Annotated in this window: 15 protein-coding genes; 9 read left to right on the forward strand and 6 right to left on the reverse strand. The window is 62.3% G+C overall.

Going from position 1 to position 15,856, the window contains the following annotated elements:
- Both ACFT1A_RS19265 and ACFT1A_RS19270 read left to right on the forward strand, forming a co-directional pair.
- A partial coding sequence (locus ACFT1A_RS19265) for an ATP-binding cassette domain-containing protein (protein ID WP_378448280.1) occupies positions 1-916 on the forward strand: 916 nt, incomplete at its 5' end.
- Positions 916-2,463: an ATP-binding cassette domain-containing protein gene (locus ACFT1A_RS19270; protein WP_378448281.1), complete on the forward strand. Its 1,548-nt coding sequence runs from the start codon at positions 916-918 to the stop codon at positions 2,461-2,463. The genes ACFT1A_RS19265 and ACFT1A_RS19270, both read left to right, overlap by 1 nt.
- An 11-nt stretch (positions 2,464-2,474) precedes the next feature.
- On the opposite strand, the gene ACFT1A_RS19275 is transcribed toward ACFT1A_RS19270, so the two are convergent.
- Positions 2,475-3,062 (reverse strand): sugar O-acetyltransferase, encoded by a 588-nt coding sequence (locus ACFT1A_RS19275; RefSeq protein WP_378448282.1) that lies wholly within the window; start codon positions 3,060-3,062, stop codon positions 2,475-2,477.
- 102 nt (positions 3,063-3,164) lie between these two features.
- Complete coding sequence (locus ACFT1A_RS19280; RefSeq protein ID WP_378448283.1) at positions 3,165-4,322, reverse strand: acetyl-CoA C-acetyltransferase; 1,158 nt, start codon at positions 4,320-4,322, stop codon at positions 3,165-3,167.
- A 572-nt stretch (positions 4,323-4,894) separates the two neighbouring features.
- Between ACFT1A_RS19280 and ACFT1A_RS19285 the strand changes: the two genes are divergently transcribed.
- Positions 4,895-5,314: a hypothetical protein gene (locus ACFT1A_RS19285; RefSeq protein ID WP_378448284.1), complete on the forward strand. Its 420-nt coding sequence runs from the start codon at positions 4,895-4,897 to the stop codon at positions 5,312-5,314.
- Between the two features lie 101 nt (positions 5,315-5,415).
- Here ACFT1A_RS19285 and ACFT1A_RS19290 read toward each other — a convergent pair whose 3' ends face one another.
- Positions 5,416-6,501: an ABC transporter substrate-binding protein gene (locus ACFT1A_RS19290; protein ID WP_378448285.1), complete on the reverse strand. Its 1,086-nt coding sequence runs from the start codon at positions 6,499-6,501 to the stop codon at positions 5,416-5,418.
- Between the two features lie 112 nt (positions 6,502-6,613).
- Positions 6,614-7,444 (reverse strand): siderophore-interacting protein, encoded by an 831-nt coding sequence (locus tag ACFT1A_RS19295; RefSeq protein ID WP_378448286.1) that lies wholly within the window; start codon positions 7,442-7,444, stop codon positions 6,614-6,616.
- Positions 7,445-7,615: 171 nt separating this feature from the next.
- On the opposite strand from ACFT1A_RS19295, the gene ACFT1A_RS19300 reads away from it, so the two are divergent.
- On the forward strand, positions 7,616-9,202 hold the full coding sequence (locus ACFT1A_RS19300) for a helix-turn-helix domain-containing protein (RefSeq protein WP_378448287.1): 1,587 nt from the start codon (positions 7,616-7,618) through the stop codon (positions 9,200-9,202).
- A 30-nt stretch (positions 9,203-9,232) separates the two neighbouring features.
- Here the strand turns inward: ACFT1A_RS19300 and ACFT1A_RS19305 are convergent, their stop codons facing one another.
- On the reverse strand, positions 9,233-9,547 hold the full coding sequence (locus ACFT1A_RS19305) for a hypothetical protein (protein ID WP_378448288.1): 315 nt from the start codon (positions 9,545-9,547) through the stop codon (positions 9,233-9,235).
- 174 nt (positions 9,548-9,721) lie between these two features.
- On the opposite strand from ACFT1A_RS19305, the gene ACFT1A_RS19310 reads away from it, so the two are divergent.
- Positions 9,722-10,837, forward strand: coding sequence for an agmatine/peptidylarginine deiminase (locus ACFT1A_RS19310; RefSeq protein ID WP_378448289.1), 1,116 nt, complete (start codon positions 9,722-9,724; stop codon positions 10,835-10,837).
- A 36-nt stretch (positions 10,838-10,873) separates the two neighbouring features.
- Positions 10,874-11,446 (forward strand): TetR/AcrR family transcriptional regulator, encoded by a 573-nt coding sequence (locus tag ACFT1A_RS19315; RefSeq protein ID WP_378448290.1) that lies wholly within the window; start codon positions 10,874-10,876, stop codon positions 11,444-11,446.
- Positions 11,447-11,449: 3 nt separating this feature from the next.
- Here ACFT1A_RS19315 and ACFT1A_RS19320 read toward each other — a convergent pair whose 3' ends face one another.
- Complete coding sequence (locus ACFT1A_RS19320; protein WP_378448291.1) at positions 11,450-12,106, reverse strand: TetR/AcrR family transcriptional regulator; 657 nt, start codon at positions 12,104-12,106, stop codon at positions 11,450-11,452.
- 167 nt (positions 12,107-12,273) lie between these two features.
- Here ACFT1A_RS19320 and ACFT1A_RS19325 point away from each other — a divergent pair, with 167 nt between their 5' ends.
- The 3 genes from ACFT1A_RS19325 to ACFT1A_RS19335 are packed head-to-tail and all read left to right on the forward strand — an operon-like array spanning position 12,274 to position 15,850.
- Entirely contained in the window at positions 12,274-13,662 is a 1,389-nt protein-coding gene (locus ACFT1A_RS19325; RefSeq protein WP_378448292.1) for a flavin-containing monooxygenase, read from the forward strand.
- Positions 13,659-14,813: a serine hydrolase domain-containing protein gene (locus tag ACFT1A_RS19330; RefSeq protein WP_378448293.1), complete on the forward strand. Its 1,155-nt coding sequence runs from the start codon at positions 13,659-13,661 to the stop codon at positions 14,811-14,813. Before ACFT1A_RS19325 ends, ACFT1A_RS19330 begins: the two co-directional genes overlap by 4 nt.
- A complete protein-coding gene (locus tag ACFT1A_RS19335) occupies positions 14,810-15,850 on the forward strand; it encodes an NAD(P)-dependent alcohol dehydrogenase (protein ID WP_378448294.1) in 1,041 nt (346 codons plus the stop codon). The genes ACFT1A_RS19330 and ACFT1A_RS19335 overlap by 4 nt, the downstream gene beginning before the upstream one ends.
- The last annotated feature ends 6 nt before the right edge of the window (positions 15,851-15,856 follow it).

Genomic DNA, 15,856 nt, shown 5'->3' on the forward strand with positions numbered 1-15,856 from the left:
GGCCGTCGCAGTTTCCCTCATGCAGGCGACGGCGACGTTCGCGATCGCCTATGCCGTCGGATTCCGCTGGGATGCAACGACGTTAGCCGCAACCACCCTCTTCAGCCTCGCAGTCGTGACACCGGCCCTGCGGCTCGGGCACGGCCTCGACTACGTCGCGGCGGGACGCTCTGCTGCAGTCCGACTCGCAGCAGCCCTGGACGAACCCACCCTCCCTGCCGGTGAAGCGCCAACCGTTCCGGCCTCGAGCCCCTCCGATCGACTGGAGATCGTCAACCTGGCTGTCACGATCGCGGACCGCAGAGTCATCGGCGAGGTCACGCATGCATTCCGCCCAGCCGCGATCACTGCGATCACGGGACCGAGTGGAGCGGGCAAGTCGACGCTCCTGAAAGCATTGGCCGACTTCGAAGTCCCGGAACAAGGCACCGTCCGCTACGCAGGTCGTAGCATCGCCGAGATCGACGAGAACCTGCGGCCTCGATCCGTTCTGCTCACGCCTCAGGGCGCAGACGTGTTGCCGGCTACCGTGCGCGAGAACATCGCATTGGCCGCCCCCGATGCAACGGACGCGGAATACATCGCCGCACTAGGCCGGGCACAGATCGACGTCAGCCTCGATGCCGACGCCACTTCACTCTCCGGAGGAGAACGTCAGCGCGTCGGGCTTGCTCGGGTATTCCTCTCGCCCGCAACAGTACTGCTGCTCGACGAGCCGACCAGTGCACTCGACGATCGCACGGCCGCCGAACTGCTGAAGGAATTGCGACACCTCGCACATGACGAAGGAAAGACGATCGTGATCGTCACCCACGACCCCGCTCTCGCAGACGATGCCGACGATCGACTCGACCTCGGCGGTCGAAATGTGCACGATGCCACCTCGCACAATGCAGCCCTGACTGGAGCCGAATAATGAACAGCGCCAATGCGGCCCGTCGACGCTTGATCACCATCGGATCCGGATGGGTGTCCGTTGCCGTCCTCGAAGCGATCGCGTACACCACCCTCGCGCTCTCGATCGCCGATCACCGGTCACCGGTTCTCGTCCTGGCCACCGCCGCGATCGCTCTCTTCGTGACCGTGCTCGTCTCGCGGGCAGGGTACTTCACCGGGGCTCGACTCGTCGGCGATCTCTACGACGCCCTCGGTGGCGCGTTCGCCCGCGCGAAGCTGTCCTGGTTCACCGACGACAACCGGGCACTGCTCGCCACCGTCGCCGGCCGCGGGATCCCGTCACTGATGAGCGTTCCCGCGCACCAACTTCAGACCTTCCTCGTTGCACCACTGATCCCGCTGCTCCTGCTTCCTGGGATCGCGGTCGTCGCGGGGCCAGGCGTCATGCTGCTCGTCGGCGGACTGCTCGCCGTGTCGCTCGCCGCTCAGACGCTGGCCCAACGTGCGCTCAGCCGAGCGGACGAGCGCCGACACGAAGCCGAACTCGCAGCAACGCAGTCGACACTCGAGCTCACCGACCATCTCGAATTACTGCGTACGGCAGCCGGTCCCACACGCTCCGTCGATCGTATCGAGCGAAGCTGGCGGGATCAGGAAACTGCACTTGCACGGACAAACCTCGCCGCGGCACCAGCGACATTCATCTCGGCGATCGCCACCATCGTGCCGCTGGCAGGCGCAGTGATTTTCCTCGCCGCCACCGGATTCGACGAGCCCGCAGCCGCTCTCGCCCTCGTCATCCTCACCGCTCGCGCCGCTGCGCCGCTCGACGAACTCGCCCTGGCCGGAATCGGAGTCAACGAACTGCGCGCAACGGTTCACGACTACCGCGCCGCGACCTCGGCTCCAGCACTGCCTGAGCCCGCACCCCAGGACGCCGCGCGCCCTGTTGGAACGGACATCAAGGTCGTCGGGGTGGACCACGCTCCGGTTCTGCATGGCATCAACGCGGAGATCCCCGCTGGTGAGCGTGTTCTCGTCGCAGGGCGCTCCGGTACGGGGAAGAGCACACTTCTCGGGCTGCTCATGCGCTTCGACGACCCGGACCAAGGAAGCGTCACTCTCGGCGGAGTTTCGTTGCGCAACTTGCCTTACGACGACCTGGCGGCGCACATCGGCTACGTGCCGCAGGATCCAATCGTGTTCTCGGGCACTCTCGGGGAGAACATCGGACTCGGAAGACCAGGCGCTTCCGAAACCGAGATCGAGGACGCCGCCAGGCGTGCTGCCCTCAGTGCCGTTCTCGATCGCTCGACGCTTGGAATCCATCAGGACATCGGGCACCAGGGTGCCGCTCTCTCCGGCGGCGAACGTCAGCGGGTGGCGATCGCTCGCGCCTTCCTCAAAGACGCTCCCGTCCTGGTGCTCGACGAGGCGACCTCGGCTCTCGACGAGGGCACCGAACGCCGCATCGCCCACGCTGTGCGGGAATCGGCGGCAACGGTCTTCGTCGTCACCCACCGTGACCCTGCCATCTGGGAGCCCACCCGCACGATCACCCTCTGACATCGCCTGCCCTAGTGCTCGCGTTGCAGTCCCTCTACTTCGGCAGGTGTACGACGGATAACCATTGCAGGTGATCCAGCAGCAACGACGTGATCAGGAATGTCGTGCAGCACCACACTTCCGGCTCCGATAACAGCGTTCTGACCGATCGAGACTCCCGCACCGACGGTGACGGAGGCACCAAGCCACGTGTTCTCACCAATGACGATCGGAGCGGCTCGCTCCCACCCCTCGCGACGCCGGTGATGATCATCGACAGGGTGCAACGCTGTCATCAGTTGGGCTCCAGGCCCGATCCTCACGTCCGCGCCGATCGTGATCAGCGCATCATCCATGAAGAACCCGTTCGCGTTGACGAATGCGTTGGCTCCAAGCCGAATGTTGTATCCGTAGCTGCATTGGAACCGCGGCACCACCGATGCTCCCTCACCTACCTCACCAAAAAGGTTGGCGAGAGCCTGCGAGCGGACAGCATCGTCGTCCGCCGAAGCCCCATTGAACGAGTCGAGTCGACGCCAACACTCCAGCCGCCGCTGCCTCAGCTCGTCATCATCGAGATACCACTCACCACGAGCAAGACGATCCGCCTGTTCTCCCACACTCGGATCGTCGCACACCGCGTCTCGGCACCCCTGTTGGGCGCGTTGCACCCGACAAAGCGCTACAACAGAGCGGCTCCCATGCCGCCCAGTTTCTCGAGCTCAGCTAAGTCGCTCGATGATAGTGACGTTCGCGGTCCCGCCACCCTCACACATGGTTTGGAGTCCATACCGTCCATCAATGCGGTCCAACTCGTGCAACATCGTGGCGAACAACTTGGTGCCAGTCGCCCCAAGCGGGTGACCCAATGCGATTCCACCACCGTTGGGATTGACCCGGGAGGGATCTGCACCCGTCTCGATCAACCAGCTCAGAACCACCGAAGCGAATGCCTCGTTCATTTCCACGGTATCCATCTGGCCGATCGCCATGCCGGATTTCGCCAGTGCATACTTCGTCGCGGGTATCGGTGCCGAGAGTTGCAGCATCGGATCGTCGCCGCGCACACTCATATGATGAATACGCGCTCGCGGCTTCAATCCATGAACATCGAGCGCCTTCTCGGAGACGATCAGGGCGGCTGATGCGCCGTCACAGATCTGCGAGGCCACGGCGGCCGTCAGCAACGAGCCTTCCCTCAGCGCGGGCAATGCAGCCATCTGCTCCATAGATGTCTCTCTTGGGCATTCGTCAACGACGCAACGCCCCAATGGCACTGTCTCACGATCGAATCGACCCGCTGCGATGGCAGCACGGGCACGCTGATGCGATTGCAGTGCCCATTCCTCCATGTCTTCACGGCTGATGCCCCATTTCTTGGCAATGAGGTCGGCGCCGACAAACTGTGAGATTTCAGCCTCGCCGAATCGTGCAGCCCACCCCCGGGACTTACTGAAGGGCGTGTCGAATCCGTATTCATTGCCGGCACGCATCGCCGCAGAGATAGGAATCGCGGACATGTTCTGCACGCCGCCGACAAGCACCACGTCTTGGGTCCCGCTCATGACCGCCTGCGCTGCGAAATGGATGGCTTGCTGCGAGGATCCGCATTGTCGGTCGACTGTCGTTCCTGGGATGTCCAGCGGTAGGCCTGCTGAAAGCCAGGCAGTGCGGGCGATGTTGCCCGATTGCGGCCCGATCGCGTCGACACAACCGAAGATCACATCATCGACGGCCATCGGGTCCAGTTTGGTACGGTCGAGAATCGATGTGATTACGTGGGCCCCCATGTCCGCTGGGTGCTCTCCTGCGAGCGAGCCGTGCCGTTTACCCACGGGAGTGCGGAGCGCATCGACGACATAGGCCTGGGGTGCAACCATACGAACTCCTCCGAATCGAGCTTTTGTCGGGCTTTCGATGTCCACACTCTAGCGATCAAGCGTTTGCTTGGTTTGTGAAACGATACTCAATCTCGAACATCCCATCCAATGAAATCCATTGCTGTCGCAAATATTCGACAGTTCGATGATCGATCACCCCACCTGACATGGCGGCCGAAGTCGCATCTACACCCATGTATGTACGATGACGGGATCGCGAAAATGTCTGCGCTCGTTGAACTTCGAGCAGAACGAGTACAAGATTCATATCAATTGTCGTGCCCACAGAAATCCTTCGCTTACCTCGCAAACCGGGCTTTGCTCCGCCACAAGTCGGTTGGACGATGGATGAAAAGTTAGTACTTTCGGTGGAGCCCACTGCGATATGGCAATTCATCGCCGAATGTAAAGTTCATATGCCGATACACGTTGTAGGACAACGCTTCTACAAATAGCGATCAATTCAGGGATTCACGAACTCCACCGACTCGAAAACTGGATCCCCTTGCGGTAATTGCACTCCGGGTAGAGCATGGGCACCACACCGTCTTCGATTACCGGAGGTTACCGTGATGAATTTCGTACGCCGCCTATCTGCCTGCGTATCCATAGTGGCCGTTTCGGTTCTCGCGCCCGCAGCCATTGCCTCCGCTGCGGTGACCGTTCCGTTCCAAATCAACCCGGCACCGTTCGGGAACCCAAACGGCAGCTTCGACGCACCACCTGTCCACTGTGTGGCGGTAGTCGGCGAACAACCTGGCACGGTGACGATCACGGGCGCCAAAGACGAGCGGTGGGGTTGCATGCTTTCGACCGAAGTGCGCTGGATGAACCTCTCGACAGGGACGTCCGGCACCGGTCGGCTTTCGGGCGACAACCAAGGAACCCCGGGGGAGGCAACCCTGCAGACTGGAGCCGGGCAAGTTGCCGTCGCCATATTGCCTGCCGCCGGACCGATCACCCCGGGTTTCGCGACCTTCTTCGTCCCATAGGCACCCCGAAAAAAAACCCGGGACATCTGCTGTACGGACAAACCCGTCGCCACATAATCATGTGGCGACGGGTGAGTGCTTTCCGTTCTGCAGTTGTGTGCCTACAGCTTCGCGCTGATGAGCGGCACGATATGTTCAGCCGCCCACATCGTTCCGATCGGGCCACCGCTCGTGATTGCCCACAGAACATCCCCGCCGTCGGCGGTGCGAGGAGGCAGGCCAACCCAGTGCCCGGAGGACACAGCTCCAAGTGCTTGGAATAGCTTCCCGCCGGTCAGCTTGTCGAAATCTTCCTCGCTGCCGGCGGCGCTGCGGCCGATCAGCAGGAAGTCCGCATCGATGTTCTCGAGAAGTTCCTCGCCGACAGTGCTCTGGGTGACGAACTCTCTTGCGCGCGGGTTCTCGGCGAAACCGAGCTCACCCAAGAAGACTGCCGGAGCTGAACCAGGAGCTGAAAGATATTGCAGCCCATTGCCGGTGCCGTAGAAGATCGCCCACGTTCCGTTGAGGCCCGTAAGTTTGGGGTTCTCCTGACGCACCTTCGCAAAATACTGATCGTGGTCGGTCACGATCTTTTCGGCAGCCTTCGAGAGGTCGAGTGTCTCGCCTAGTACGCGGATCGACTCCTTCCACGGAACCAGCATCCGTGACTTCGTGTCGGGGCTCGTCACCACCGGTGCGATGGAGGACAAACGTTCGTAGTAATCGCCCATCGACAAACCGCCCAGGCCGTCGGCCCAGCCGACGGCGACGATGAGGTCAGGTTCGCTCGCGGCGATCGCTTCGACGGGAAGTGTGCCGCCCATCGCGAACTCGAAGGTGTCGAGTTCCTCTGCGTCGTAAGGCACCAAGTACGACTTGGAAGCCGACTCCTTGACCATCGACGAAGAGAGGACGGGTTTGACCCCGAGGGCGAGGAGCATTTCCGTGTCGACGGCGTTGGGCACGATGGCGGCGATCCGCTCCGGCCGCTTCTCGAGAATGCTTGTACCGTAGGGCGATTCCAAGGTGAGCGGGTAGGTGGTCGTTCCTTCCGCCGCAGGAAGGGCACTCCCCCCCGAACTGGGAGAGGATGCCGTTTTCGAGTCTTCGGCCGAGGCCGAGCACCCGGCTACGAGTAGCGCTGCGACGAGCGCGGTCCCGATCAGTCCGGTGATCCGTGATCGTCTGGTGCGCAGGACTGTCATTTCTGCCTTTCGGTGTTATTGAGCGCTTTCGGTGTTATTGAGCGCCTTGGGTGTTATTGAGCGCCTTGGGTGTTATTGAGCGCCTTGGGTGTTACCGAGTGATGGATCCAGGTCAGGAATCTGCGCGCACGGTGTCGCCGCGCTTCCAATAGCCGGTGAAGTCGATGTCGGTCTTCGCGATCCCCCGATCACGGATGAGGTATCGACGGAGCGATCGAACCGTCGCCTGTTCTCCGGCAAGCCAAGCGAATACGCGTCCGCCAGACCATTCGGCAGCACGGACCGCATCGAGCAACAAAGAAGTAGTGCCGGGCTCGGCCTCCTCGCGTGGCAACCACGTGATGCTCACCCCGGGCAACTCGCGCACCGATTGAATGTGAGCCGGGTCCGCAATTTCGACGAACACCTGCCCCCTGGCGTCGGCGGGCAATTCCTCGAGCAGACGTGCGATCGCAGGCAGCGCCGTCTCGTCACCGACGACCAACAGATGCTCGTAATCATGCGGAAGTCCTTGTGATACCGAGGGACCCGCGATATGTATCCGGCCGCCCGGGCTGGCGTCGCGCGCCCAGGTGGTAGCCACTCCACCGCCGTGAACGACAAAATCGACGTCGAGTTCCCTTGTTCGCGGGTCGTAGCGCCGCACGGTGTACGCGCGGGCGAGTGGACGGCGTCCCGCTGCGAAGGTCACACTGCCGTCGACTATCACCGGCAGGACCGGATCGGTTTCGCCAGGGTAGGCGAACAACAATCGGATGTCGTCGTCGAAGCCTGTGCTGGCGAAGGCCGGCTCGACGTGACCGTCCGCGTTGGTGAAGGAGTCGAGCTGCGCTCCGGTGAGCGTCACTCTCCGCATTCCCGGCGTCACGTCTGTCACGCGACGTACCTCGAGTTCGCGCAAGGTAACGGGATACGCCGTTGTCGGACGGGTGTTTCGGGGCACGGAAAGACTCCTCGGAAGCGCACAGACGGGGGTTCGGCCCACGTTCGAACACGGTGGGAGGGCCAATAAATAAAGCTAGCCTGCCCTAATCGGCTACGGTTATCCGTGCGTGCCGACTTCTTACACTCATCGGCCGCCTACGCGAGAAGGCATCTACATCAGGAGGGCATCGTGGGACCACGGTTGGTGTTCTCCGCGGGCGAAGTACCCGAGATCCCCGCTGCTCGACTCGCCTCGATCGCGAATGAACGTGAACCGCTGCTGTTCTGGGTCCGCACCGGACGCGCGGAACTACAGATCGGCGACCGCGTCCGCAGCCTGACCGTGGGGGCGGCAGTGTGGGTACCGGCGGGAATCGCATACAGCATCCAAGTCGACCCGGGAGCGGTCGCGTTTCCCATTCCGATGCCCGCTGCCGACCTGCCGCCCACGTTGAACCGGATCATCGACTTCGAGATCCCGGCAGCCTGGCAGGACTGGCTCGTCCACCAGTTCGCGCACAACTTGGGATTTCTGCGCGGTGGGACGGCTGTGGGAGCCGGCCTACTCGAGCTTGTCGCGGGAGCCCGTTCCCACGACGCCGACGCTTCGGTGTCATACGCTCCACCGAAGTTGCCACGCTCGGCCGAGGCCCTCGAGATCGCTCGCACGCTTCTACGAACGCCTGCCGACGACACCGACCTTGCCCAGTTCGCCCGGCGACTCAAGATCGGGGTCCGCACTCTGCAGCGCAGGTTCACCGAGGAAACGGGGTTGCCTTTCGTGCGCTGGCGCACCACAGCACGGATCGCGGCGGCGACCGTTTACCTGGACGCCGGACGCGAAATCGGTTGGACGGGTATGCAGGTGGGATTCGCGACGCCCGCGGGCTTCACCCGAGCTTTCCGTGAACACACTGGCATGACACCCAGCGACTACGCGCGGGCCCACCGTCGCCCGACGCCGATCCAGGAGAACGAGACTCTGGCACAAGGCGTCGCACTGTTGTCGGAGGAAGGCGCCCAGTCGGACTCTGCACCGGCACCCCCGACGATCCCCGCAACCGGAACGTGGGCAAGGGTCAACGACTTTCACGTCGTCATCTGGATCTACCGAGGTTCCGCCCGGGTCACTTTCGGCGACCGAACCTGGAACCTGCGGCGGGGCGACGCGATGTGGCTCCCCGCGGGAGTACGCAACAGCGTCGAGATCGGGGAGGGTTCACTGTTACTTCCGCTCGGATCCCAGCCGGGCGCCTCTCCCGTCACCGCACCGCCGCCACGAGTGCTGCACTTCGCTCGCGAAGCGGAGGCGTATCTGTTGCACACGGTGGTCGCGAATTACACCCACCTACGCCCCGAGATCCACGATCCGGCGCAGATCGCGAGGCAGGTCCGAAGTGTCGCGGCGGTGCGTCCATCCGCCGGCCGTCAGACCGATCCAATCGAGCGGATGCTTGCCGCGCTCCGAGGGGACCCCAAAGATTCGCGCACGCTGTCGGACTGGAGCGCTCAACTCGGCGTCGACAAGAACATGCTCCACAAACGCTTCGTAGCGACCACCGGCCAGAGCTACCCGCACTGGCGCGCTCAGTTGCGCATGACCCTTGCCCGCGCTCATCTCGAGGAGGGCCTTTCGGCCGGAGAGACTGCCCGCCGGCTCGGCTACGCGCACGCCTCCGGCTTCACCAAGGTCTTCGTCGCTACCCACGGTATGTCGCCGCGGGACTACCAGCGCCGTGGGTGGCGAGGCGCGACCGAAGGACTCATCGACTCGTGACCTTCGTCGGAGTAATTCCGACAGGCGCCACTACACGAACAATGCGGCAGCCATTCCGGCAAAAACCAGCGAGATGGCAAACAAGTAGAGACGCAGAATGCCGCGGTACCTCTCGCGAGCCTGCTCCACTTCGTACGAACTACTCAGAGTCCGGAAGAGAACTACGAGCATCAGAGCGACGGCTGTGAACAGTGTGACCACGATGACCCAGTCCGTCGTGGTTTCCACCGGCGCTTTGCCGTCGTCGCGAATTGCCCACTGAGCCAAAAAGTTCAGCAAGAACCCCAAGATGATGCCGAGCGAAGTCACCATCGGCTGACGGGTATCCCGAATGTCGTCGTTCATGATCACTACTTTCTTGACTAAATTTTCAGTCAGGAGCTATTCTCTGTGCAAGTAAGTCGGCGCCGGTGAAATCTGGCGCGATCGAACAGTAGCTGGATGTTGCCCCGCTCGCGCGCGATGAACAGATTCCTCGAAGACCAAGCGAGCACGCGAAGAGCAGAAGGAGTCACCGCAATGCACAGACGTCGGTTCATTCAGGCAGGCGCAGCTGCGCTCAGTGGCCTCTTTTTGGCAGGTTGCAGCGATTCCGATTCCGCCTCGGGCGGGAGCAATGGCGTCGACGATCCACGCGAGTGGGCGATGCCGGAAGAGGGCGATCCGCACAAGCGCACCTGGATGGCATTCGGCGCCAGTGAAGCGATCTGGGGAGCGGCTCTCCTGCCCGAGGTCCAGCGCAACCTCGCGACGATCGCGCAGACTATCGCGCAGTTCGAGCCCGTCTCGATGCTTGTTCGTTCCGAGGAACTGGACTTGGCTCGCACCCTCGTCGGCCCATCCGTCGAACTGATCACCGCGCCTCTCGACGACCTCTGGATGCGCGATACCGGCCCCGTATTCGTGAAAGGCAACGGCACCAAAGCGGGTATCGATTTCAACTTCAACGGCTGGGGCGAAAAGCAGGATTTTGATCAGGACGGCCAGGTCGCAGCCTTCGTTGCCGCCCGTGCGGGAGTCGAATCATTGCCTACCGACCTGATCCTCGAAGGCGGCGGCATCGAGGTCGACGGCGAAGGCACAGCCATCATCACCGAAAGCTGTGTACTCAACAACAACCGCAACCCGGGATGGTCGAAGTCGGACGTCGAAGCCGAACTCGGTCCTCTGCTCGGTCTCGACAAGATCATCTGGCTACCGGGAATCGCCGGCAAGGACATCACGGACGGCCACACGGACTTCTATGCCCGTTTCGCACGTCCAGGTGTCGTGGTCGCAGGCCTCGACACAGACCCGGAGTCGTTCGACCACGACGTGACCGCACGTCACCTCGAGATTCTCCAGAACGCGACCGACGCACAGGGGCGGAAGCTGGAAGTGGTTGTCCTCGAGGCGCCGGTCGCGATCAGGCCCGACTTCGAATCGGATGATTTCGCAGCCGGATACATCAACTTCTACGTGTGCAACGGGGCGGTCATCGCACCCGAGTTCGGTGACCCCGAGGCCGACCAGGCCGCCAGAAGTGAATTGGAGCGCCTCTTCCCCGACCGCCGCGTCGTGCAGATCAACATCGACGCCATCGCCGCCGGTGGTGGCGGCATTCACTGCACCACCCAGCAGGAACCCGCGGACTAGAAACCCGTCCCGACCGCCCTCGTAGAATTCGGACTCGTGTCGAACCGTCAAACGCAAATCTTGGAAGCAGCAGTCCGCGTCATTGCCCAACACGGCGTACGCGGACTGAGGGTGGAGACGCTCGCTGCCGAGGCCGGAGTGTCGACGGCACTCATCTACTACCACTTCCAGAATCGCGCAGGTGTGCTGCGCCGGGCCCTCGATCACATCAACGATCGCGCCGCGCTGTACACCGAAAGCGCCTTCACGGAGACAGACCCTCGTGCGCAGCTCGAGCAGATGCTCCTGCTGGAGTTTCAGAATGCCCCGAAGATTCGGGAGAACAGCATCGCCTGGGGTGAACTCCGAGCAAGCGCAGTCTTCGCCGACGAGCTGCGCGAACCGCTACGCACCACGACGCAAGAGTGGGCCGACGACGTCGAATCTTTGATCCGCCAAGCGCAGGACGCCGGGCTCGCCGATCCGAAGGCAAGCCCGGCCGACGCCGCCGAACGACTCACCGCCCTGGTCGAGGGTCTGAGTGAACGCTGGCTGAGCGGCTCGATCCCCATCGAACGAGCCCGAGAACTGCTCACCGGCGCGCTCAGTATGGAGATCGATCCGAACTAGCCTCTACCGCTCGTCGACGCCCTTCGATTCCGGCGACAGAGCCGGGAACCAAATGTCGGCCAGAACCTCGGCGGCCTGAACCCGGGTCACGTCGATCGTCCCCTGCACGGCCCAGCGTGTGAAGAATCGCTCCAACTGACTAACGAGCAGTTCGACGCGCAACCTCGCCTCGTCGTGCTGTTCCGCCGGCCACCGACCCAGGTACTTGGGCATGGCATTCGGTAGTTGGGTCATACCGTCTCGCGCAGTCTCGCGGAACTCCGGTTCGAGTGCCACGGCCTCGTCCCAAGCCGGCAGCAGGCGCTTGTTCTCGTCGAACCAGTCGAAGGCACGCTGCAGCCAAGCCGTGAATTCCACGCGAGAGTTCGTGTCGAGGACCCGATCGAGATCGATGTAGAAAGCGAACGCACTCGCCGCCATCCCGGCCGCGCCGATCGTTTTGAGCATCTCCACCTTGCTGGCGAAATGCACGTAAAACGTGGCTCGACTGCATCCGACGACCGAGGCGATGTCATCGACCGTCACGGCCGCGTATCCCCGTTCCTCGAACAACGTGCGTGCGGCGTCCACGAGTTTGGCCCGCGTCGCGCGTTTCTGCTCGTCGCGAAGTGTTCCCCGCCTGTTCTTCGGGCCGTCCGTAGTCGTGCTCACGTCGCCCACCTTGCTCGCATTTCGACCTCCTGGCAAATCACCGACTTGCCGTCATCAAAAAACATTGCGTCATTCATTGACACAACGTCAGCGAATGGCGCACTATGACTCAAGTCACTTCTCGGGCTTCGATTCCTCTGCTCGCACGCCCGAGACAGAACAGAAAGCGATGGCGAATGAGCCCCTCCCCCTTGCCGAGTGTGTGCATCATCGGCGCCGGGCCCACCGGAATCACGACGGCCAAGCGAATGAAGGAATTCGGAATACCCTTCGACTGCTACGAAGCGTCCGACGAGGTCGGCGGAAACTGGTACTACAAGAATCCCAACGGGATGTCGGCCTGCTACCAGAGCCTGCACATCGACACGTCGAAGTGGCGCTTGGCATTCGAGGACTTCCCGGTCTCTGCCGATCTTCCCGACTTCCCTCACCACTCCGAACTCTTCCAGTACTTCAAGGACTACGTCGAACACTTCGGCCTGCGTGAGTCGATCATCTTCAATACCAGTGTTGTTGCGGCAGAACGTGATACAGACGGACTGTGGACCATCACGCGCTCCGACGGCGAAGTCCGCACCTACGACGTCCTGATGGTCTGCAACGGACATCATTGGGATCCCAACATCCCGGACTATCCCGGTGAGTTCGACGGGGTCCTCATGCACAGCCACAGTTACAACGACCCTTTCGACCCGGTCGACATGCGCGGCAAGAAGGTAGTCGTGGTCGGAATGGGCAACTCCGGCTTGGATATTGCCTCCGAATTGGGTCAGAGATACCTCGCCGACAAGCTCATCGTGTCGGCTCGCCGTGGAGTCTGGGTACTGCCGAAATATCTGGGCGGAGTGCCCGGCGACAAACTGATCACCCCGCCCTGGATGCCGCGTGGTCTACGACTTTTCCTGAGCCGTCGATTCCTCGGCAAGAATCTGGGAACGATGGAAGGCTACGGTCTACCCAAGCCCGACCACCGCCCCTTCGAAGCCCACCCGTCGGCCAGCGGCGAGTTCCTCGGACGCGCCGGGTCCGGCGACATAACCTTCAAGCCTGCCATTACCAAACTCGACGGAAAGCAGGTGCACTTCGCGGACGGCACCGCCGAGGACGTCGACGTGGTCATCTGCGCCACCGGCTACAACATCAGCTTCCCCTTCTTCAGTGATCCGAATCTGCTGCCGGACAGAGACAACCGATTCCCACTGTTCAAGCGAATGATGAAGCCCGGCATCGACAACCTCTTCTTCATGGGACTGGCGCAGCCCATGCCGACACTCGTCAACTTCGCCGAGCAGCAGAGCAAGCTCGTCGCGGCCTACCTGACCGGTAAATACCAACTGCCGTCTGCGAACGAGATGCAGGAGATCACCAAGGCCGACGAGGCGTACTTCCTCGCCCCCTATTACAAGTCGCCGCGGCACACCATCCAGCTCGAGTTCGATCCCTACGTTCGCAACATGAACAAGGAAATCGCCAAGGGCACCAAGCGTGCCGACGGCTCGGGAAACAAGCTACCTGTTGCGGCGCGTGCAGCCGCACACGAACTCGAGAAGGCGGATCGCGCATGAGTCTGGTGAACGGCTACTGCGACAACGAGTTCGAAGCCGTCCGCACGGCCTTCGAGGCTCAACTCGAATCCGGCGAGGAACTCGGCGGCTCCATCGCCATCACCGTCGACGGAGAACCCGTCGTGGACCTCTGGGGTGGATACGCCGACGAAACTCGCACCACTCCTTGGGGCAGCGACACCATCGTCAACACCTTCTCCATCACCAAAACGATGACGGCACTGTGCGCACTCCTCCTGGTCGAACGTGGCCAACTGGACGTGTACCAGAAGGTTGCTCACTACTGGCCCGAATTTGCGGCAAACGGCAAGGAAGACATCGAAGTTCGCCACCTGCTCTCACACACGTCCGGGGTTTCCGGTTGGGAGCGCCCGATCGAACTGAAGGACATCTACGACCTGGAGGCGTCCACCGCCCGCCTCGCCACCCAGCCACCGTGGTGGACCCCAGGTACGGCGTCGGGCTATCACGCGATCAACTACGGCCATCTCGTCGGCGAGGTCATTCGTCGGATCGACGGGCGGACTCTCGGCAGGTTCTTTGCCGAAGAGCTTGCCGGTCCACTGGGCGCTGACTTCCACATCGGCACGTCAGCAGAGCATTTCGGTCGAATCGCGACTCTGGTTCCGCCGCCCGCATTGGAATTCGACCTGTCCACGCTCGACCAGGACAGCATCTTCATCAAGACCCTGACCTGCCCACTGCTCGACTACCCCGAGGTCAACACTGCGCCCTGGCGGGAAGCCGAGATCGGCGCAGTCAACGGCCACGGCAACGCACGTTCTATCGCCAGGGTCCAATCTTTGATCTCGTGCGGTGGTGTGCTCGACGGCCAGAAGCTGCTCTCGCAGAGCACCATCGACCTGATCTTCGAGATCCAAGCCGACGGTATCGATCTCGGGATCATGACTCCACTCAAGTTCGGCGTCGGCTACGGATTACCACATCCGGTTACCGCACCACTGATTCCCGACGGACGCGCCTGCTGGTGGGCAGGTATCGGCGGCTCGATGCTGGTCAACGATCTGGACCGACGCATGACCTTCGCCTACGTCATGAACAAGATGGCACCAGGTCTGATCGGATCCGACCGCAGCAACGCTTACCTGAGCGCCGCATACAACTCCGAGGTCAGCGAGGTCAGTTCATGAAGGCAGCTCAGCTCATGGGGCCCGGGCTCCTGGAAATCAACGACGTGCCGGTCCCGGAGATCGGTCCGTCGGAACTACTGATTCGGGTTGGCGCAGCGGGAATCTGCCACTCCGATCTCCATCTCCTGCACTTTCCGTACAAGATGCGCGAAGAACCACTGACCATCGGCCACGAGATCGCCGGCACCATCGAAGCCGTCGGCAGTGCCGTCGACGGCCGTTCCACTGGGGAACGCGGCGTTGTCTACCTGTGTTGGTCGTGCGGACAGTGCCGAGAATGTATGAGCGGCAACGAGAACATGTGCCTCGCCGCCGGACGCACTGCAATGCCGCCCTGCCCCGGGCTCGGCCCTGAGGGCGGCATGGCCGAGTACGTCAAGATTCCGGCTCGCTCCTTCGTGCCCATCGGAGACCTCGACTTCCTGCAGGCCGCACCACTCGCCGATGCGGCGCTGACGAGCTACCACGCCATTCGCGGCGCCCGCGAACATCTTCAGCCCGGTGCCACCGCCGTGGTAATCGGCGTCGGTGGGCTCGGTCACGTTGCAGTACAGATACTTCGGGCAATCAGTGCCGTGCGCATCATCGCTGTCGACGTCGGACAGGATCAACTCGATCTTGCCAAACGCTGCGGCGCAGACATCACACTCGAATCGCGACCGGACACCGCGCGGCAGATCCTCGACCTCACATCGGCCAGAGGCGCAGAAGTCATCTTCGACTTCGTCGGTGTCGATGCAACTGCACAGATGTCGGTTCAAGCGGTTGCACCGAACGGCGCGTATCGCATGGTGGGCCTCGGAGGCGGAAACCCCGGAATCACCGCCGAAGCTGCCGGCGGACCAGGCTGGCCGTGGGGCGCATCGATCCGGAAGTCCTATGGCGGCACCAGAAACGACCTCGTCGATTCCATCGCCCTGGCGCAGGCCGGTCTGGTAACCGTAGAAGTAGCCCGCTTCGACCTCGCTGATGCCCGCGACGCACTCGATCGTCTCGAACACGGCAAGGTCACCGGACGCGCAGTGCTCGTACCCTGATCTTCG

Source organism: Rhodococcus sp. NPDC057135, from assembly GCF_042670865.1.
Taxonomy (GTDB): Bacteria; Actinomycetota; Actinomycetes; order Mycobacteriales; family Mycobacteriaceae; genus Rhodococcus_F.